At 71.0% G+C, this 20,059-nt stretch carries 10 protein-coding genes; 6 read left to right on the forward strand and 4 right to left on the reverse strand.

Annotated elements, in window-relative coordinates; genetic code table 11:
• The first annotated feature begins 6 nt into the window (after positions 1 to 6).
• The 6 genes from EV148_RS15410 to EV148_RS15435 all read left to right on the forward strand — a co-directional run bounded on the left by EV148_RS15410 (position 7) and on the right by EV148_RS15435 (position 12,129).
• On the forward strand, positions 7 to 8,217 hold the full coding sequence (locus EV148_RS15410; protein WP_277871163.1) for a DUF7507 domain-containing protein: 8,211 nt from the start codon (positions 7 to 9) through the stop codon (positions 8,215 to 8,217).
• Between the two features lie 76 nt (positions 8,218 to 8,293).
• Positions 8,294 to 8,929 carry an alpha-ketoglutarate-dependent dioxygenase AlkB family protein gene (locus EV148_RS15415; protein WP_131999744.1) on the forward strand — a complete coding sequence of 212 codons (636 nt, stop codon included), beginning with the start codon at positions 8,294 to 8,296 and terminating at the stop codon, positions 8,927 to 8,929.
• Between the two features lie 105 nt (positions 8,930 to 9,034).
• Positions 9,035 to 9,718 (forward strand): response regulator transcription factor, encoded by a 684-nt coding sequence (locus EV148_RS15420; protein ID WP_199222803.1) that lies wholly within the window; start codon positions 9,035 to 9,037, stop codon positions 9,716 to 9,718.
• Between the two features lie 198 nt (positions 9,719 to 9,916).
• A complete protein-coding gene (locus tag EV148_RS15425; protein WP_131999861.1) occupies positions 9,917 to 11,110 on the forward strand; it encodes an ATP-binding protein in 1,194 nt (397 codons plus the stop codon).
• Positions 11,111 to 11,132: 22 nt separating this feature from the next.
• The gene (locus EV148_RS15430; protein ID WP_131999745.1) at positions 11,133 to 11,651 is read left to right on the forward strand and encodes a response regulator; all 519 of its coding nucleotides are present in this window, start codon (positions 11,133 to 11,135) and stop codon (positions 11,649 to 11,651) included.
• A gap of 112 nt (positions 11,652 to 11,763) precedes the next feature.
• The gene (locus EV148_RS15435) at positions 11,764 to 12,129 is read left to right on the forward strand and encodes a hypothetical protein (protein ID WP_131999746.1); all 366 of its coding nucleotides are present in this window, start codon (positions 11,764 to 11,766) and stop codon (positions 12,127 to 12,129) included.
• A gap of 356 nt (positions 12,130 to 12,485) precedes the next feature.
• Here the strand turns inward: EV148_RS15435 and EV148_RS15440 are convergent, their stop codons facing one another.
• The 4 genes from EV148_RS15440 to EV148_RS15455 all read right to left on the reverse strand — a co-directional run bounded on the left by EV148_RS15440 (position 12,486) and on the right by EV148_RS15455 (position 20,056).
• Positions 12,486 to 16,781 (reverse strand): PAS domain S-box protein, encoded by a 4,296-nt coding sequence (locus tag EV148_RS15440; RefSeq protein WP_131999747.1) that lies wholly within the window; start codon positions 16,779 to 16,781, stop codon positions 12,486 to 12,488.
• A gap of 95 nt (positions 16,782 to 16,876) precedes the next feature.
• Positions 16,877 to 18,319 (reverse strand): magnesium transporter, encoded by a 1,443-nt coding sequence (gene mgtE / locus EV148_RS15445; RefSeq protein ID WP_131999748.1) that lies wholly within the window; start codon positions 18,317 to 18,319, stop codon positions 16,877 to 16,879.
• 163 nt (positions 18,320 to 18,482) lie between these two features.
• A complete protein-coding gene (locus EV148_RS15450; protein ID WP_131999749.1) occupies positions 18,483 to 19,115 on the reverse strand; it encodes an ABC-type transport auxiliary lipoprotein family protein in 633 nt (210 codons plus the stop codon).
• Positions 19,112 to 20,056, reverse strand: a complete 945-nt coding sequence (locus EV148_RS15455) for an MlaD family protein (protein WP_158287497.1) — start codon at positions 20,054 to 20,056, stop codon at positions 19,112 to 19,114. The genes EV148_RS15450 and EV148_RS15455 overlap by 4 nt, the downstream gene beginning before the upstream one ends.
• Positions 20,057 to 20,059 lie beyond the last annotated feature (3 nt).

Raw genomic sequence — 20,059 nt, forward strand, 5'->3', positions numbered from 1 at the left:
GGCGGGATCGCGGCCGGTGACAGCGTGACGCTGCAGATCGTCGCGACGGTGACGATGCCGGGCGACATCACGAACACGGCGACGGTGGATGCGGATGAGCACGACCCGAACCCGGCGAACAACACCGGCGGCGTGACCTTGAACGGCCAGTCGGCGGACATCCAGGTGCTCAAGGTCGTGAACAACCTGAACCCGGTGCGCGGCGACACGGTGACGTTCACGATCACGGCGACGAACAACGGCCCGAGCAATGCGACGGGCGTGGCGATCGACGACGTGCTGCCGGCGGGCCTCGGCTTCGTCTCGGCGACGCCGAGCCAGGGTACGTACGACAGCGGCACCGGCACGTGGACGATCGGCAACCTCGCCGCGAGCGGCGCGGGCGCGACGGCGACGCTGACGGTCGTGGCTGACATCGATACCGACGCGGGCTTCACCAACACGGCGAGCCTGTCCGCGATCGACCAGACCGACCCGAACCCGGCCAACAACAGCGCAAGCGTCGTCGTCACGCCGATCGCGAGCGCGGACCTGTCGATCACCAAGACCGACGGCAGCGCGAGCGCGACGCCGGGTGCGCCGATCACGTACACGATCGTCGTCGCCAACGCGGGCCCGAGTCCCGCGATCGGGGCGACGGTGCTCGATACCGTGCCTGCGGCCATCGTCGGCGCGAGCTGGACCTGCGCCGCCACCGGCGGCGCGAGCTGCACGTTCCCGAGCGGTGTAGGCGACATCAACGCGCAGGTCGACATCCCGGCAGGCGGCAGCGTCACGTTCACGCTGACGGGCACGGTCGCGTCGAATGCGAGCGGCACGCTCGTCAACACCGCGACGGTGGCGCCGCCAGCGGGCACGACCGATGCCGATCCGGCCAACAACAGCGCGACCGACACGGATGCGTTGAACGCGAGCGCCAACCTCGCGATCAGCAAGAGCGACGGCAGCGGCACCGCGACGCCGGGTGCGCCGATCACCTACACGATCGTGGCGAGCAATGCGGGCCCGAGCGACGCGAACGGCGTGCTCGTCACCGACGCGATCCCGACCGGCATCACGGGTGCGAGCTGGACCTGCGTCGCGAGCGGCACGGCCGCGTGCACGACCACCAGCGGCATCGGCAGCATCAACACGACCGTCGACCTGCCCGCGGGCACGACGGCGACCTTCACGGTCGCCGGCACGGTCGCGCCGGACGCGACCGGCACGCTCGCCAACACCGCGACGATCACGCCGCCGGTCGGCACGAGCGACCCGGATCCCGACGACGACACGTCGACCGACACCGACAACCTCACGCCGGGCGCCGACCTCGCGATCACCAAGACCGACGGCGCGACGAGCGCGACGCCGGGTGCGCCGATCAGCTACACGATCGTCGCGAGCAACGCGGGCCCGAGCACGGCGACGAATGCGACCGTCGTCGATGCGCTGCCGGCAGCGATCCTCGGCGCGACCTGGACCTGCACCGGCAGCTCGGGCGCGACCTGTCCGGCGAGCGGCAACGGCAGCATCAACGCGAACGTGACGATCCCGCCGGGCGCGAGCGTGACGTTCACGGTCACGGGCACGGTCAGCGCAGCCGCGAGCGGCACTCTGGTCAACACGGCGACGGTCACGCCGCCGGCCGGCACGACCGATCCGAACGCAGGCAACAACAGCGCGACCGACAGCGACGCATTGACGGCGAGCGCGGACCTCGCGATCAGCAAGACCGACGGTGCGACGAGCGCGACGCCGGGCGCGCCGATCATCTACACGATCGTCGCCGGCAATGCGGGCCCGAGCGATGCGGTCGGCGCGACCGTCGCCGACGCGATCCCGGCGGGCATCACGGGCGCGGCCTGGACCTGCGTCGGCGCGGGCGGCGCGACCTGTCCGGCCGGCGGCAGCGGCGACATCAATGCGATCGTCGACATCCCGGTCGGCGCGAGCGTGACGTTCACCGTGAGCGGCACGATCGACGCGGCTGCGACCGGCACGCTCGCGAACACCGCGACGGTGGCGCCGCCGGTCGGCACGACCGATCCGGTGCCGGGCGACAACAGTTCGACCGACACCGACAGCCTGGCGCCGAGCGCGAACCTCGCGATCGGCAAGACCGATGGCAGCACGACTGCGACGCCGGGCGCGCCGATCACCTACACGATCGTCGCGAGCAATGCGGGCCCGAGCGCCGCGATCGGCGCCCTCGTCAGCGATGCCTTGCCGGCGAACATCAGCGGCGCAAGCTGGACCTGCGTCGGTGCCGGTGGCGGCGTATGCCCGCCGTCCGGCAGTGGCGGCATCAGCGCAAGCGTCGACCTGCCGGTCGGCGGCACCGCGACGTTCACCCTGAGCGGCACCGTTGCCGCGGCTGCGACCGGTTCGCTGGTCAACACCGCGACGGTCACGCCACCTCCGGGCACGGCCGATCCCACGCCGGGCGACAACAGCGCGACCGACATCGACACGCTGAGCCCGAACGCGGACCTCACCGTCACCAAGACCGACGGCAGCGCGAACGCGACGCCGGGCAGCGCGATCACGTACACGATCGCGGTCGGCAACAACGGCCCGAGTGATGCGGTCGGCGCGACCGTCCTCGACACGATCCCGGCCGCGATCGGCGGCGCGACGTGGAGCGCCGCCTACGCGGGTGGTGCGAGCGGACCCGCGTCGGGCAGCGGCGACATCGCCGCGACGATCGACGTGCCGGTGGGCGGCAGCGCGACGTTCACGGTCAGTGGCATCGTCGGCGCGAGCGCGACGGGCACGTTGTCCAACACCGCGACGGTCCTCGCGCCGGCGGGCACGACCGATCCGGTACTCGCCAACAACAGCGCGACCGACACCGACACGCTCACGCCGAGCGCGAATCTCGCGATCGGCAAGACCGACGGCAGCGCGAGCGCGACGCCGGGTGCGCCGATCACGTACACGATCGTCGCGAGCAACGCCGGACCCAGCGCGGTCACGGGCGCGACCGTCGCGGACGTGGTTCCGGCGAACATCACCGGCGCGACCTGGACCTGCGTCGGAGCAGGTGGCGGCACCTGCCCGCCATCGGGCAGCGGCGCCATCAATGCGAGCGTGAACCTGCCGGTCGGCGGCACCGCGACGTTCACGCTGAGCGGCACCGTTGCCGCGGGCGCGACCGGTACGCTGGTCAACACCGCGACGGTGACGCCGCCGGCGGGCACGACCGATCCGACGCCCGCCGACAACAGCGCGACCGACACCGACACGCTGGCGCCGAATGCGGATCTCGCGATCACCAAGACAGACGGCGCGACGAGCGCGACGCCGGGTGCGCCGATCAGCTACACGATCGTCGCGGGCAATGCGGGCCCGAGCGACGTCACGGGCGCGACGATCGCCGACGTGGTGCCGGCGTCCATCACGGGTGCGACCTGGACGGCCGTCTACACCGGCGGCGCAAGCGGCCCCGCGTCGGGCAGCGGCAACATCGCGGCGACCGTGGACATCCCGGTCGGCGGCACGGCGACGTTCACGCTCGCGGGCACCGTGAGTGCGGGCGCGACCGGCACGCTGTCGAACACGGCGACGATCGCCGCGCCGGCAGGCACGACCGATCCGACGCCGGCCAACAACAGCGCGACCGATACCGACACGCTGAACCCGCAGTCCGATCTCATGGTGAGCAAGACCGACGGCAGCGCGACGGCGACGCCGGGTTCGCCGATCACGTACACGATCGTCGCGAGCAACGCGGGCCCGAGTGCGGTCATCGGTGCGACCGTCGCCGACGCGATCCCGGCGACGATCACGGGCGCGACCTGGACCTGCGTCGGCGGCGGCGGCGCGACCTGCCCGGCGGGCGGCAGCGGCAACATCGCGGCGAGCGTGGACATCCCGGTGGGCGGCAACGCGACGTTCACCGTGACCGGCACGGTCAGCGCGAGCGCGAGCGGCACGCTGTCGAACACGGCGACGATCGCCGCGCCCGCGGGCACGACGGACCCGACCCCGGGCAACAACAGCGCGACCGACACCGACGCGTTGAGTCCGAACGCGGACCTCGCGATCAGCAAGACCGACGGCAGCGCGAGCGCGACGCCGGGTTCGCCGATCACGTACACGATCGTGGCGAGCAACGCGGGCCCGAGTGACGTCACGGCGGCGACGATCGCCGACGTCGTGCCCGCGGCGATCACCGGCGCGAACTGGACGGCCGCCTATGCGGGCGGCGCGAGCGGCCCGGCCTCGGGCAGCGGCAACATCGCCGCGACGGTGGACGTCCCGGTCGGCGGCACCGCGACGTTCACGCTGACCGGCACGGTCGGCGCGGGCGCGACCGGCACGCTCGCGAACACCGCGACGATCGCGGCACCCGCGGGCACGACCGATCCGGTGCCGGGCAACAACAGCGCGACCGACACCGACACGCTGTCCGGCAGCGCCGACATCGAAGCGCACAAGACCGGTCCGGCCAGCGTGACGGCGGGCGCGGCGATCGCGTACAGCGTGGTCGTCACCAACCACGGCCCGAGCGACGCGAACGCGACGACGTTCAGCGACGTGGTGCCCGCCGGCATCACGGCGGTCAGCGCGAGCTGCGGCACGCCGACCGGAGGTGCCGTCTGCGGCACGGTCGGCGTCACCGGCAACAACGTGACGAGCATGATCACGACGCTGCCGGCCGGCGCGAGCGTGACGTTCACGATCGACGGCACGGCGCCGGCGGATCCGGGCACGCTCGCCAACACCGCGACCGCGCAGCCGCCTGCCGGTGTCACCGACCCGGCGCCGGCGAACAACAGCTCGAGCGTGTCGACCGCGGTCGATGCCTCGGCTGACCTCGCGATCGCGAAGACCGGCCCGACGACGCTCGCCTCGGGCGCGTCGATCAGCTACACGCTGGTCGTGTCGAACGCCGGCCCGAGCGCGGCCGACGGCGCGACCTGGGCGGACAGCGTGCCCGCGGCGATCACCGGCGTCACCGCGACCTGCGGATCGGCGACGGGCGGCGCGACCTGCGCGGCGCCGACGATCGCCGGCAACGACGTCACCGGCACCGTGCCGACCCTGCCGGCGGGCGGTTCGGTCACGATCACGATCAGCGGCATCGCACCGTTCGGCGCGCAGTCGTTCACCAACACCGCGACCGTCACGGGACCCGTCGGCGTGCCGGATCCGAATGGCGCGAACGACCAGTCGAGCGTGACGACGTCGATCGGCGCGGCGGCCGACATCATGCTGACCAAGACCGTCGACAACGCCGAGCCGAACGTCGGCCAGACCGTGACGTTCACGATCACCGCGGGCAACGCGGGCCCGAACGACGCGAGCGGCGTCGCGGTGACCGACAGCCTGCCGTTCGGCTTCGGCTTCATCTCGGCGACGCCGTCGGTCGGCACCTATGCGCCGGCGACCGGCCTGTGGACGATCGGCGCGCTCGCCGACGGTGAGACCGCGACCCTGCTCATCGTCGCGAGCGTCGACGTGCCGGGCGCGTTGACCAACACGGTCGCGGTCAGCGCATCCGACCAGCCTGATCCGGACACGAGCAACAACTCGGCGGGTGCCTCGGTCAATGCCGGCGCGAGCGCGGACATCGCGGTCGCGAAGACGGTGGACGACGCGACGCCGAACGTCGGTGCGATGGTCACCTACACGATCACCGCGAGCAATGGCGGTCCGAACGACGCGACCGGCGTCGAGATCACCGACAACCTGCCGGCCGGCACGACGTTCGTTTCCGCGACGCCGTCGCAGGGCACGTACGCGGGTGGCGTGTGGTCGGTCGGGGCGCTCGCCAACGGCGCGAGCGCGACCTTGTCGATCAGCGCGACCGTCGACCAGCCGGGTTCGATCGTCAACACCGCGACGATCACGCACGAGGACCAGTTCGATCCGGTCGGCGCGAACAACCAGACCGGCACGACGATCAACGGCCAGCAGGCCGACCTCGGCGTGACGAAGACCGTCGACGACCCGGCCCCCGATGTCGGCGACAGCGTCACGTTCACGGTCACGGTGCACAACAACGGCCCGTCCGACGCGACCGGCGTCGCGCTCTCCGATGCGCTGCCGCCGGGACTCGTGTTCATCTCGGCGACGCCGTCGCAGGGCAGCTACGACAACATCGCGGGTGTCTGGACCGTCGGCACGCTGGACGCGGCCGGCCCGGGTTCGAGCGCGACGCTGACCGTCGTCGCCGAAGTCGCCGCGGCCGGCGCGATGACCAACACGGCGAGCGTGAGCGCTGCCGACCAGCCCGATCCGAACGGTGCGAACAACAGCGCGAGCGCGTCGCTCAACGGCAATCCGGTCGCCGACCTCGCCGTCACCAAGAGCGGCCCGGCCACGGTCACGCCGGGTGACGACGTCGTCTACACGATCGTCGTCCGCAACGACGGGCCGAGCGATGCGAGCAACGTCGTCGTCGTCGATCCGACGCCGGCCGGGCTCGTGTTCGTGTCGAACGCGGGCGCGTGCACGACGACGTATCCGTGCATGCTCGCCACGCTCGCCAGCGGCGCGAGCGCGACGATCACGACGACCTACACGGTGCCGGCCGACTACGCGGGCGCCAATCCGATCGTCAATACCGCGAGCGTGAGCGCGACCGAGCCCGATCCCGACTCGACCGACAACCAGAGTTCGGCGAGCACGAGCGTCGGTGCGGGCAACGCCAACCTGTCGATCGTCAAGACCGGCCCGGCGACGGTCGCGTCGGGTGGCGCGATCGCCTACACGCTGCTGGTCACCAACAACGGCCCGAGCCCGGCGAACGGCGCGAGCTACAGCGACGACGTGCCCGCCGGCATCGACGCGATCACCGCGGCCTGCGGCGGCGAAGCCGGCGGTGCGGCCTGCGGCACGCAACCGGTCGTGAGCGGCAACACGGTGTCGGGCACGATCGGCAACCTGCCGAGCGGCGGCAGCGTGCTCGTCACGATCGACGGCGTTGCGCCGGCCGGCCCCGTCGCGCTCAGCAATACGGCGAGCGTCGAGCCACCGGCGGGCGTCAACGACCCGGACCTGATCGACAACCGTTCGACCGTGGTCACCGCGGTGGGCGCACCGAGCGCCGACCTCGCGATCGACAAGACCGGCCCGGCGAGTGCGATCGAGGGCGGCAACGTGACGTACACGCTGACCGTGACCAACAACGGTCCCGACGTCGCGACGGCCGCGCAGATCGTCGATCCGGTGCCGGCGGGCCTCGCGTTCGTTGCGGCGAGCCTGCCGTGCGCGGGTGGCTTCCCATGTGCGCTCGGTGATCTCGCGCCGGGCGCGAGCACGATCGTCACGGTCACCTACACGGTCGGCGCGGGCCTCGGCGGTTCGGTCACGAACACGGCGACGGTCACCAGCACCACGGCGGATCCGGACCTGGCGAACAACGAGAGCCGCGTCGTCACGCCGGTCATGCCGGCAGCGACGTCGGCCGACCTCGTGCTCGCCAAGACCGGCCCGGCGAGCGCGACGCCGGGCGGGCAGGTCACGTACACGCTGCACGTGCGGAACGCCGGGCCTGACGCCGCGCTCGACGTCGTGCTCGCCGATCCGACGCCGGCGAACCTCGCCTTCGTCGCGGCGAGTACGCCGTGCGAGGCGGGCTTCCCGTGCCACCTCGGCACGCTCGCGAGCGGCGCCGACACGGTCGTGACCACCACCTACGCGGTCGCCGCGGCGGCGACGGGCGCGATCGTCAACAGCGCGTCGGTGACGGCGACGACGCCCGACCCGGACCTCGGCAACAATGCGAGCAGCGCCAGCACGACGCTGGTCGCCGCGCCGGCGGCCTCGGCGGACCTGCGCATCACCAAGAGCGGTCCGGCACGTGCGACCGCCGGCACCGTGGTGACGTACACGCTGGTCGTGAGCAACGAGGGTCCGGACGCGGTCGCGGATGCGCTACTCACCGACCCGACGCCCGCCGGCCTCGCGTTCGTCGCGGCGAGCGCGCCGTGTGGCAGCGGGTTCCCGTGCACCTTGCCGGCGCTCGCGAGCGGCGCGAGCACGACGCTCACGGTGAGCTACCTCGTGCAGCCGACCTTCGTGGGTCGCGTCACCAACGTTGTCTCGGTCGCGTCGACGACGGTGCCGGACCCGACGCCGAACAACAACGCGAGTGCGGCGACCACCTTCGTCGCGGGTGCTCCGCTCGCGCCGACCCAGGTTCCGGTCGACGCGCGCTGGATGCTCCTGCTGATGTCGGCCCTGCTGCTGCTCGCCGGTTCGGCCGCCGTGCGCCGGCGCCGCTGATCGCTGGCGCGCACCGCCTTGCCTGCGGGCAGGGCGGTGCGACGCCGGTACGGGCACGGCGTGCGATGATCGAGGCATGGTGGCAACCGATCTCTTCGGCACCGGCCTGCCCGCGGATGCGGATCGCCTGCGCACACTCGACCTGCCCGGCGCGGACCTGCGTTACGCGGCCTGCGCCTGGCCTCCGGCGCAGGCGGATGCGCTGCGCGACGCCTTGCTCGATGAAATCCCGTGGGCGCCGCACGTGCTGCGCATCTTCGGCCGCGACGTGCCTACGCCGCGCCTGTCGTGCTGGATGGGCGATGCCGGCGCGGCCTACACCTACTCGGGCGCACGCTTCACGCCCACCCCGTGGACGCCGACCGTCGCGCGCCTGCGCGACGAGCTGCACGAGCGCTACGGACTCGCGTTCAACAGCGTGCTCGCGAACCTCTATCGCGACGGGCGCGACACCGTCGGCTGGCACAGCGACGACGAAGCCGAACTCGGTCCCGAGCCGGTGATCGCCTCGTTGAGCTTCGGCGCGCCGCGCACGTTCCGCCTGCGCGCGCGCCACACGCGCACGCCCGCGCTGTCGATCGAACTCGCGCACGGCAGCCTGCTCGTCATGGAGGGCGCGACGCAGCGCCTGTACCAGCATGCGCTGCCGCGTCGCGCGGGCGTCACCGCGCCACGCATCAATCTCACCTTCCGCCGCATCACCGCAGCCTAGCCGGCCGGTACGGCTCCCGGCCTCGGCCCTCGCGCAGCGCAGCGCCGATTCCACCCGCGCTTGTAAACGGCGTAGCATTTGCCGCATCGAGCACGAGGCGACCTGATGCCCGGACACGCGCCCGGTAGTGAAATGGATGCAGCGGTGGAGGCTGCGCCGATCGTGTTCGTCGTCGACGACGAGGAGCATATGGGGACCGCGCTGCGGCGCCTGTTCGTCTCGGCCGGACTCGCCACCGAGGTCTACGCGACCGGCGAGGCGTTCCTCGCGCGCCCCGGGCTCGACGTGCCCGGCTGCGTCGTGCTCGACGTCGGCATGCCCGGCATGGGCGGGCTCGAAGTGCAGGCGCGCCTGCACGAGCGCGCCCCGGACCTGCCGGTGATCTTCCTCACCGGCGCCGCGGAGGTCCACGTCGCGGTGACCGCGATGCGCGCAGGCGCGGCCGATTTCGTCGAGAAGCCGTTCGACAACGAGGACCTGCTGCGCCGCGTGCAGGCGGCGATCGCGCGCCAGGCGGCGCTGCGCGAAGCAGCGCTGCGACGCCGCGAGTTCGCGCGCCGCCTCGCGACGCTGACGCCGCGCGAAGGCGAAGTGCTCGAGTGGATCGTCGCCGGCAAGACCAGCAAGGAGATCGCGCGCGCGCTCGGCGGCAGCCATCGCACGATCGAGATCCATCGCGGCCGCATCATGGAGAAGACCGCCGCCGCGAGCCTCGCCGACCTGATCCGCATGCGCCTCCTGGTCGGCGCACCGGCGCCGGCGCGCCGCGACGGGGGCGCGGATACGTGAGCCTACCTATACGCAGTCGTGCGCATTACGCGCGCCCGTGCGGTCGCCCTAGCATGGTCCACCCGCTCGCAGGCGGACGTGCCATGCGACGACGCGCCGAGGACGTGCCCCATGCCGATCGCCATAGCTTGCCCCGCGCCGACCGGCGCGGCGAAGGGGGGCGTGCGCGCCGCCCCGGCCCTGGACGCCGGTGACACGATGGAGGCGACGCTGCGCGCGCTGGTCGATGCCACGCCGACGGCGACCCTGCTGTTCGATGCCGGGCAACGCGTGCACTATGCCAACCCGGCCGCGCGGGTGCTCGCGCGCCTGTGCGCGCCGGAGAAGGGCGATCGCCCGCTCGAGCGCGTCGCCGACTGGCATCCGGAGCTGCTGAGTACCGGCGCGTTGCACCTGTGCAGCCTGCACGGCAGCTGGAGCGGCGAAGTCATCCTCGGCATCGGCCGCGGCCAGCACAAGATCCTGCTCGTGCATCTTTCGCGCATCGGCCCGGAACGGTTCGGCATGACGGTGCGCGACATCACCCAGGAGAGCGTGCGCGAATCCGAACTGCATGCACGCAACGCCGAACTCGAGGTGGCCTACGAGAAGCTGCAGGGTGCGCAGGAACAGGTCATGCAGTCGGAAAAGCTCGCCTCGATCGGCCAGCTCGCCGCCGGCGTCGCGCACGAGATCAACAACCCGATCGGCTACGTCAACTCCAACCTGAGCACGCTGCAGCGCTACATCTCGCAGTTGTTCTCCGCGATCCAGTCGTACGAGGCCGCGCTCGCCGAAGGCGCCGGGCCCGCGGCGACGGACGCGATCCGGCAGAAGCTCGACCTCGACTTCCTCGTCGCCGACGTGCCGCAACTTCTCAGCGAATCGCGCGAAGGCATCGACCGCGTCTGCAAGATCGTGCGCGACCTCAAGGATTTCGCGCGCAAGGAGCGTTCGGAGGACTGGGTCAAGGCGGACATCCATCGCGGCCTCGACTCCACCCTCAACATCATCTGGAACGAGCTCAAGTACAAGGCGCAGATCGTCAGGACGTTCGGCGACCTGCCGCCGGTCGAGTGCCTGCCGTCGGAGCTCAACCAGGTGTTCATGAACGTTCTCATGAACGCGGGCCAGGCGATCAAGGACCAGGGCATCATCACCGTGACGACGTCGGTTGCCGGTGGCCGCGTGCGCATCGATATCGGCGATGACGGCGAAGGCATACCGGCCGACGTGCTGCCGCGCGTGTTCGATCCGTTCTTCACGACCAAGCCGGTCGGCAGCGGCACCGGCCTCGGCCTCGCGATCTCGTACGGGATCGTCTCCAAGCACCACGGCACGATCGACGTTTCGAGCACGCCCGGGCAGGGCACGCTGCTGCGCATCGAACTGCCGATCGAGCAACCACGCTGACCCCTCGCACCGGAGGCCTCCCATGTACCGCGTCCTGCTCGTCGACGACGAACCGAACATCCTCAACGCATTGCGGCGGTGCCTCGCGTCGATCGACGTCGGCCAACTCGACGGCGAAGCGCTCAAGGTGGAGGCGTTCACGTCGCCCGAGCGGGCGCTCGAGCGCAGCGAGGAACAGGAATTCGACCTCGTCATCAGCGATTACCGCATGCCCGGCATGGACGGCGTGGAATTCCTTTCGGCGATGATGGAACTGCAACCGGTCGTGCCGCGCGTGATCTGCTCCGGTTTCGCCGATCGCGACGCGATCATCGCCGCGGTCAACGAAGTGCAGCTCGCGCGCTTCATCGGCAAACCGTGGGCCGACGAGGACCTCGCCGCGGCGGTCGTCTCGCTGCTGCAACCGGGTCGCGCGCGCCCCCGCGCCGCGCGCGGAGCGTCGCGACCGCCGGTGTCGTTCGAGGAAGCGAGTGCGCACGTGACGCTGGTCGAGCAGGACGACGACGGCGCGATCGTGCTGCGCAGCGACGATGCGGAATGACGTCTTCGCGGCGCGGTCCATAGGTACGTCTACGCATACGTAGGCGACCGGACTGCCGGCGACGTCCTGCAGGCGTAGCATGGCTCCCGAAGTTCGCGGTAACGGGGTTGGGATGAAGGCTGCGCGCCACGACGGAATCCTGCGCCTGGCGGCGATGCTGCTGGCAGCCGCGGGAGGCGGCGAAGCGCATGCCGGATCGACGACCGCGCAGCTGTCGATGAGCCTGACCATCATCGACGCCTGCACGATATCGACCACCGGCCGCGATGCGGCGACGGGCGTCCGACGCGGCCGTGCTTCCGGCCCCGTGCATGTCGCATGCTCGGGCGGCGCCGCTCCTTCCGTGACATTCGCGCGCGTATCGCGCGCGATGGCCTTCGCCGCCGGCATTGCCCCGCCGGTCGGCGAAGGTGTTTTCAACGTGGAGCGCGAGGCGACCGGTGGTAACGCGGTCGTGCGGGCAACGGTGACGTTCTAGGAAACGCCGCCGTGCGGCGGCGAACAAGCGCCGCATTCCGGCGCAAGCCGGAATCCCGCTCCTCTGCGGGTCGCGCTGCGCAAGGGATTCATTCGCGTCGATGTGGCGCTGTCGCACGGTTCCGCTCGCCTCGGCGGCGAGCGGGTGTCTTCTCTTTGCTTGCCAAAAGAAGGCACCAAGAGAAAGGGCACCCCGCGGCGCCGCCACAATGTCGCGCCCCCGGGCCCGCCCGAACCTATTAGCCGTCCCGGTGAGAGCCGGGACCGGGCGTCTCGCATCGCTACCAGGAACGGGACTGCGGCTTTCGTCCCAATGGCGATGTCCCGTCCGAAGGGGGCGCAGGATGTGCCGCGTTTTCAGGATGACCTGCCCTCGACGCCGGGGCGCGGGCGGTAGCGCTGGAACGCATCGCGTACCTGCTCGCGCAGCAGGTCGTCGTCCCACGGCTTGGTCAGGAAGCGGAACACGGCGCCGCGATTCACCGACTCGGTGACGACGTCGATCTCGGTGTAGCCGGACAGGATGATGCGCATCGTCTCGGGGTAGAGGTCCTTGACCTTGCCGAGGAACTCGGTGCCGGACATGCCCGGCATGCGCTGGTCGGAGATGATCACCTGCACCGCGTTGAGCGAGAGCACGTGCAAGCCTTCATCGCCGCTCGCCGCGGTGAGCACGCGATAGCCGTCGCTGCGCAGCATGCGCGTGAGCGCGGTGCGGATGCCGGGCTCGTCGTCGACGACGAGCACGGTGCGACGCTCCTCGTCGGCGCGAGGCAGAAGGCGGATGCTGCGACCGCCGCGCAGGTAATCCTCGAACATGTCGGCGGAGACGGCCGGGCTGAAGTAATAGCCCTGCATCTCGTCGCAGCCCTGCATCGACAGGTAGTTGAACTGGCCCTGCGTCTCGACGCCCTCGGCGACGACCTTGAGTCCCATGCGGTGGGCGATCGCGATGATCGCCGACGCGATCGCCGCGTCTTCGGCGCTGTGCGTGATGTCGGAGATGAAGGTGCGATCGATCTTCACGCGCGTGAACGGGAAGCGCTTGAGGTAGGCGAGCGAGGAGTGGCCGGTGCCGAAGTCGTCGAGGGCGAGGCCGACGCCGAGTTCGCGCAGGCCGCGCAGCACTTCCGCGGCCGCGTCGGGGTCCTTCATCACCGAGCTCTCGGTGAGTTCCAGGTGCAGGTGGCGGGCGAACAGCGAGTGGCGCGCGAGTGCGTCGCGCACGGTGCGCACGACGTCGCTGCGGTCGAACTGCACCGACGAGATGTTCGCGGCGATCGGCACCATGCCCGCGCCGGCCTCGAGCCAGGCCGCCTGCTGCGCGCAGATCGCATCGATGACCCACGCGCCGATCGGCACGATCAGGCCGGTTTCTTCCGCGAGCGCGATGAATTCCTCGGGCGGCACGAGCCCGCGTTGCGGATGCTCCCAGCGGATCAGCGCCTCGGCGCCGACGACGAGGCCACTCACCATGTCCACGCGCGGCTGGTAGTGCAGCACGAACTGCCCGGCCTCGACCGCCGCCTGCAATGCCGCTTCGGCGTCGAGGCGCGTGGCGATGCGCTGGCTGATCTGCGCCGAATAGAACATCTGGCGCGCGCCGCTCGACTTGGCGAGCTTGAGCGCGGCCTCGGCGTGCTTGAACAGGCTGTCGTCGTCGCCGGCGTCGTCGGGATACAGGCCGATGCCGGCCTGGCCGCTGATCGAGATCGACTGGCCGGCGACATGGAACGGCTCGCGCAGCGCGTCGATCACCTGCTCCAGCAGCTGCGTCGCGACGCGGTCGCCGCTGCCCGGGCGCGCGATCGCGAACGTGTCGGCGCCGATGCGCCCCAGCGCGTAGGGTTCGACGAGACGCTGCTCCAGGCGCTGCGCGACCGCGCGCAGGATCTCGTCGCCGCTTTCGCGGCCGAGGCTCTCGTTCAGATGCGTGAAGTGCTCGAGGTCGAGGATCACCGCGCATACCTTGCCGTGCGTGGTCGCCGCGCTGGCGACGAACTGGCCGAGGCGGTCGCGGAACAGCGCCGCATTGGCGAGGCCGGTGAGCGCGTCGAAGTAGGCGAGGTGCTGCAGCCGCTGCGCGTTGGCGATGTTCTCGAGCGCGTACGAAAGGTCGCTGGTGATCCAGCCGAGCAGGCCGAGTTCGCCGTCGTCGAAGAAGTCGCGTTCGCGCGCCAGCAGCACCAGCGCGGCGACGACGTCGCCGTGGCACGACAGCGGGAACGCCGCGGCGGAACGGCAGCCGTGCGCGACCAGCCGGCTGCGCACGGGCTCGAGCGTGGGGTCGGAGGCACAGTCGTTGATCACGACCGGCCTGCGCGTGGCGAGCGCGCGGACGGCGAAGTGGTCGCCGCCCAGCGCGCGCAGGTTCGCCTCGATGAATCCGCGCGAACCTTCGTCGGCGACGGCGAGGATCACCGGCAGCCCGGCGCCGGGGCAGGGCCCGGCGATCCAGGCGATCTCGAAGATGCCTTCGACCGCGGCGACGCGGCAGGCCTCCTGCAGCAGGGATTCGCGGTCGGGCTGGCGCAGCATCGCCGAATGCAGCGCGCCGACCACCGCGCGGATGCGCGTGAGGCGCGCGATCCTCGCTTCCTGTTCCTTGGCCTCGGTGATGTCCTCGGCGATGCCGGCGACCTGCTGCAGCGAACCGTCCGTGCCGAACACCGGGAAACTGCGTGAATGGATCCAGCGGATCGATCCGTCCGGTCGCGCGATGCGGTACTCGAAGTCCTGTTGCGCGCCGGTGTCGATGGGCCGGCCGTCGCGCAACATGGGATTGGGATCGCCGGGGACGATCGCATCGAGCCACGAGTTCGGCGCGCGGTACACGCTTTCGCAGCTTCGTCCCCAGATGCGCTCGTACGCCGGGCTCACGTACAGGCATTCGCCGCTGCGCGCGTCGGCGAGGAAGAACACCGCCGGGATGTGCTCGGTGATCTGCCGGAAGCGTTTCTCGCTCTCCTCCAGCGCCGTGTGCAGCGCACGGCGCTCGGTGATGTCCTCGAGCATGCCGACGATGAACTGCGGCCGGCCGTCGGCATGGCGCACGAGCGTCGCGGTCAGCAACGCCCACATCTCGCTGCCGTCGCCGCGACGATAGCGCTTCTCCATCCGGTAGCGGTCGATCGCGCCGGCGAGCAGGCGCTGCGACAGCTCGTCCTGCACTTCGAGGTCGGCGGGATGGCTGACGTCGGCGACCGTCAGGCGGCGGAGCGCGTCGAGGTCGTAGCCGAGCATCTCGGCCAGCGCGCGGTTGCAGCGCACGAAACGCCCGTCGTGCGCATCGACGAGGGTGATGCCGACGCCTGCCTGTTCGAAGATCGCGCGGAAGCGGTCCTCGCTGCGCCGCAGCTCCTCTTCGGCGCGCCGGCGCTCGGTCACGTCGCGCAGCATGCCGAGCAGGTTGCCGTCCGGCATCAGCGTCGCGATCACTTCCGCCGGGAAGATCGTGCCGTCCTTGCGGCGCAGCGACCATTCGCGATGGTGCGCGACGTGGCCGCGGATGGCATCGATCGTCGGCGCGACCTGCTCCCGCTCGACCGGCGCGACGATGTCGCCGGCACGCAGGCCGACGATCTCGTGCCGTTCGTAGCCGAGCATGCGGCAGGCGCTTTCGTTCGCCTCGAGGTAGGCGCCGTGCGGGTCGGAGACGAGGATGCCGTCGGGAGCGTAGTCGAACAGCGTGCGGAAGCGCCGTTCGCTCGTCTCCTGCTCGCGCTCGGCGTGCACGCGTTCGGCGACATCGATGCCGATGCATACCACGCAACGCTGGCCGTCGAACTCGATGCGCTTGCCGGTGAAGAAGTACGGTATCTCGCGGCCGTCCTGGGTCGACAGCGGCGCCTCGAACGACGAGGTGCCGAAGGCGAGCACTTCGGCGATGTTCGCTTCCAGCGACATGCGTTGCGCGGGCGGGAAGAACGCGCGTGGATGCATGCGCGCGATGTCGAGCGTGCCGTAGCCGGTCACCTGTTCGAAGTGGCGGTTCCAGCGCAGGAAGCGGCCGCGCGCGTCGTGCAGGTAGAGGATGCCGGGCATGCTCTCGACGAGCGCTTCGGCGAAGCGCCGCTCCAGCCGCATCGCGTCCGCCTGGCGCGTGGCCTCGGCGGAGGGGCGCACGATCGCGGCGAGCCGCGGTGCGTCGTCGCCGCGCGCGGGGGCGTCGCCGCGCGCCGACGGGTCGTTGCGGCGGCCGAGGTCGCGCTGCAGCGCGAACTGGCGGCAGGCGAGTTCGCGCAGGCTGGCGAGCGCGCGCACGGCGACCGCGTGCCGGCAGCGGAAATCGAACACGCCGACGAGGCCGAGCGGATCGTACTCGCCGGCCGGCAGCATCGCCGCCGCGACGCGCCGGAAAGTGCCCGCGTCCGGCAAGTCCGCGACCGCGACGTCTTCGGTGCCGGCGACGGCGGCGGGACCGGCCTGCGCGGCGATGCGTTCGAGCAGCAGCGGGATCGCCTCGCGCCATTCCGCTTCGGCCAGTTCGCCCGTGTTCGCGACGAGCAAGCCGCGTTCGGGCCAGGCCACGAAACCGACCGCGCCGTCGCAGGCCGCCGCGGCCGCCTCGGCGAGCTCGCGCAGTGCCTCCTGTGGCGCCGGCGGCGACCAGCCGTCGCGGCGGCGGTCGATCGATGTGAAGGTCTGGGCCATGGCTCGCGATCGCGCTCCCGGGGCCGGTCGATGTCGAGAGTGCTACGAGATCGCGACGGCGTCCAGCGGCATGCGCGCGCGCCTTCGGCGAAGCTTCAGATGAGGAACAGGGTGGCGAGGCCTAGGAAGATGAAGAAGCCGCCACTGTCGGTGATCGCGGTGATCATCACGCTCGAGCCCATCGCCGGGTCGCGGTCGAACTTGAGCAGGGTCATCGGGATCAGCACGCCCATCAGGGCCGCGAGCAGCAGGTTGAGCGTCATCGCCGCGGTCATCACGAGGCCGAGCGGGACGTTGCGGTAGAGCAGCCAGGCGACGAAGCCGATCACGCCGCCCCAGATCAGCCCGTTCAGCAGGGCCACGCCGAGCTCCTTGCGCAGCAGCCTTTTCGCACTGGTCGAGCTGATCTGGTCGAGCGCGAGCGCGCGCACGATCATCGTGATGGTCTGGTTGCCCGAGTTGCCGCCGATGCCGGCGACGATCGGCATCAGGGTCGCGAGCGCGACGAGCTTCTGGATCGAGCCTTCGAACAGGCCGATCACGCGCGAGGCGACGAACGCGGTGACGAGGTTGATCGCGAGCCATGCCCAGCGGTTGCGCAGCGACTTCCACACCGAGGCGAAGATGTCCTCGTCCTCGCGCAGGCCGAAGCGCTCGCGCACCTCGGCGTCGCTCTCCTCGCGGATGACGTCGACCATCGCGTCGATCGTGACGCGGCCGATGAGCTTGCCATGGGCGTCGACGACGGGCGCGGTGACGAGGTCGTAGCGCTCGAACGCCTGCGCGGTCTCGGCGACGTCGTCCTCGGGGTGGAACGTGTTGGCGTCGGTCGCCATCACTTCCGCCACCTCCTTGGCGGGGTCGTTGACGAGCAGCCAGCGGATCGGCAGCACGCCGGTCAGCACGGTGTCGTGGTTGACGACGAACAGCTTGTCGGTGTGCTCGGGCAGTTCCTTCAGGCGGCGCAGGTAACGCAGCACGGTCTCCAGCGTGACGTCCTCGCGGATCGTCACCATGTCGAAGTCCATGATCGCGCCGACCTGATCGTCCTCCCACGACATCGCCGACTGCACGCGCTCGCGCTGCTGCGCGTTGAGGCGGTGCATGAGCTCCTGCAGCACGTCCTCGGGCAGGTCCTCGGCGAGGTCGGCGATTTCCTCGGCGTCGAGCTGCTCGGCCGCGGCGATCAGCTCGGGCTTGTCCATGTCCGCGAGCAGCGACTCGCGCACGGCATCGGACACTTCGAGCAGGATCTCGCCGTCGCGGTCGGCCTTGACGAGGTGCCAGACCGCGAGGCGTTCTTCCGGCGGCAGCGCCTCGAGGATGTAGGCGATGTCGGCCGGATGCAACGCGTCGATCTCGCGCTGCAGCTCGGCCGCGTGCTGGCGGTGGACGAGGTCCTCGACGAGGTCGGGCCGATCGCCCTGCTGGCGCTGCGCGAGGTCATCGCCCAGGTGCTGGCGACGCAGCAGCTCGGCGACGCGCGCGAGCTGGCCCTGCAACTGGCTGTGCGGATTGCGGGTTTCGACTTCGCTCATGGCCGGCGCGGCAGCAGGTGCACGCCCGGCCAGGCCGGTCGTGCAGGGGACGGATGCGGGCAGGGAACGCGTGTCCCCGAGGCGCTATTGTCGCCGTTGCGGCGCGCGAGGGGAACCGGGCGGTGCGCCCCCGGCCCGGCCCGCGTGACCGGCCGTGCCCGGCTTACTCCTTCCTGTTTGCGTGCATCGCCTCGCCCTCGCGCAGCGTCCATGCGACGACGCCGGGCACGAGCTGGTTCAGCGCGGCCTCGAACGCGGCGAACGCGGTCGCGGCATCGCTACCGCGCGCCGGCGTCTCGGCGTCGAACGCCTGCGCGGCGAGCACGCGGTTGGTGGTGTAGTCGAGCAGGCGTGCCTGCAGGCGGATCACGGCGCGCGTGCCGCCGTCGATCTCGAGCTGGAAATCGTGCAGCGTGATCGCGAGCGCGTAGTCGGCGCGCAGGCCCGAAGCGGCGCTGCCGACGCCGGTGATGCGCTGCGAATTCTCGAAGCCCTGCACGACGAGGTTGCGCAGCAGCGCCGGCGCGCTGTCGCTCCAGCGTGCGCCGGGGAACACCTCGATCACGCCGGGCCGCGGCATCACGACGATGCGCACGGTGTCGAGCGCATCGCTCGCGAGCGGTGTTTCGACCGCGAGCTGCCAGTCGACGCGCATCGGCGGCGCATCCGTGGCCGCGGTCGCGGCGAGCCTGGGCGAGTAGATCGTGAACGGGGTGCGTTGCACGTTGAAGAGCGACGAGCACGCGGCGAGCGGCAGCGCGAGCAGCAAGGCGTGGAGGCGGAAGCGGGCGTTCATTGCGGCTGGAACTCCTTGGGCTGGTCGCGGCCGAGCAGCAGGCTGTCCGAGGCGCCGAGCTTGTCGGAGAGCTGCTTGAGCGAGCGCAGCGTCTCGCGCAGCTCGAGCACGGTCGGTCCGATCTGGCGCAGCCCCTGGTTGCTGAACGCGCCGATCGCGGCGCGATTGTCATCGACGAGCAGGCCGGCCGATTCGGCCATCTTGTTGACCGAAGCGAGCGCGGCGTCGGCGGTCTGGATCAGTTTGCGCGCGTCGTCGCGCACGAGCGCATTGGTCGAATTCGCCACCGTGTCGATCGTCGCGAGCGTCTTCTTCATCGCCGCGGTCGCCTCGGCAAGCTGGTGCACCGCGGTGGCGATGTCGCCGCGTTGCTCGGCGAGCGCGCCGCTGAGCGCGTCGAGGTGTTCCAGCGTCGCCGAAATGCGGTCGACGTTGTCCGCCGACAGGATCTCGCCCATGCGCAGCAGCAGGTCATTGGCGGTGACGACGATGTCCGAGCCCGAGGCGAGCAGCTTCGACAGCGCCGATTCCTCCGACGGAATCACCGGCACCGGGTGTTCGCGCGTCGGCAGCAGCGGCGGGCTGCCCGGCGCGCCGCCGGAGAGCTGGATGAAGGACAGTCCGGTCACGCCCTGCAGCGCGAGCTTCGCGCGCGTGTCTTCCTTCACCGGTGCCGCCGCATCGAGGCGCACGCGCGCGACCACCTTGCGCGGGTCGTCGGCGGCGAGGTGCAGCTCGCGCACTTCGCCGACCTTGATGCCGTTGTATTGCACGAGGCCGCCGACCGAGAGGCCGCTGACCGCCTCGGTGAAGACGATGTCGTAGTCGGCGTAGCGCTGGTCGACGCCGGTCTTGGACATCCACAGCACGAACGCGAGCGCGAGCACGAAGGCGCCGATCGTGAAGGCGCCGATGAGGACGTGGTGGGCGCGGGTTTCCATGCG

Source organism: Dokdonella fugitiva (assembly GCF_004342425.1).
GTDB classification, from domain to species: Bacteria; Pseudomonadota; Gammaproteobacteria; order Xanthomonadales; family Rhodanobacteraceae; genus Dokdonella_A; species Dokdonella_A fugitiva.

Coding starts and splice junctions, on each gene's coding strand:
- mgtE (WP_131999748.1), bottom strand. CDS start 18,319: ATGAGCGAAGTCGAAACCCGCAATCCGCACAGCCAGTTGCAGGGCCAG.
- EV148_RS15455 (WP_158287497.1), bottom strand. CDS start 20,056: ATGGAAACCCGCGCCCACCACGTCCTCATCGGCGCCTTCACGATCGGC.
- EV148_RS15415 (WP_131999744.1), top strand. CDS start 8,294: ATGGTGGCAACCGATCTCTTCGGCACCGGCCTGCCCGCGGATGCGGAT.
- EV148_RS15430 (WP_131999745.1), top strand. CDS start 11,133: ATGTACCGCGTCCTGCTCGTCGACGACGAACCGAACATCCTCAACGCA.
- EV148_RS15440 (WP_131999747.1), bottom strand. CDS start 16,781: ATGGCCCAGACCTTCACATCGATCGACCGCCGCCGCGACGGCTGGTCG.
- EV148_RS15420 (WP_199222803.1), top strand. CDS start 9,035: ATGCCCGGACACGCGCCCGGTAGTGAAATGGATGCAGCGGTGGAGGCT.
- EV148_RS15435 (WP_131999746.1), top strand. CDS start 11,764: ATGAAGGCTGCGCGCCACGACGGAATCCTGCGCCTGGCGGCGATGCTG.
- EV148_RS15425 (WP_131999861.1), top strand. CDS start 9,917: ATGGAGGCGACGCTGCGCGCGCTGGTCGATGCCACGCCGACGGCGACC.
- EV148_RS15450 (WP_131999749.1), bottom strand. CDS start 19,115: ATGAACGCCCGCTTCCGCCTCCACGCCTTGCTGCTCGCGCTGCCGCTC.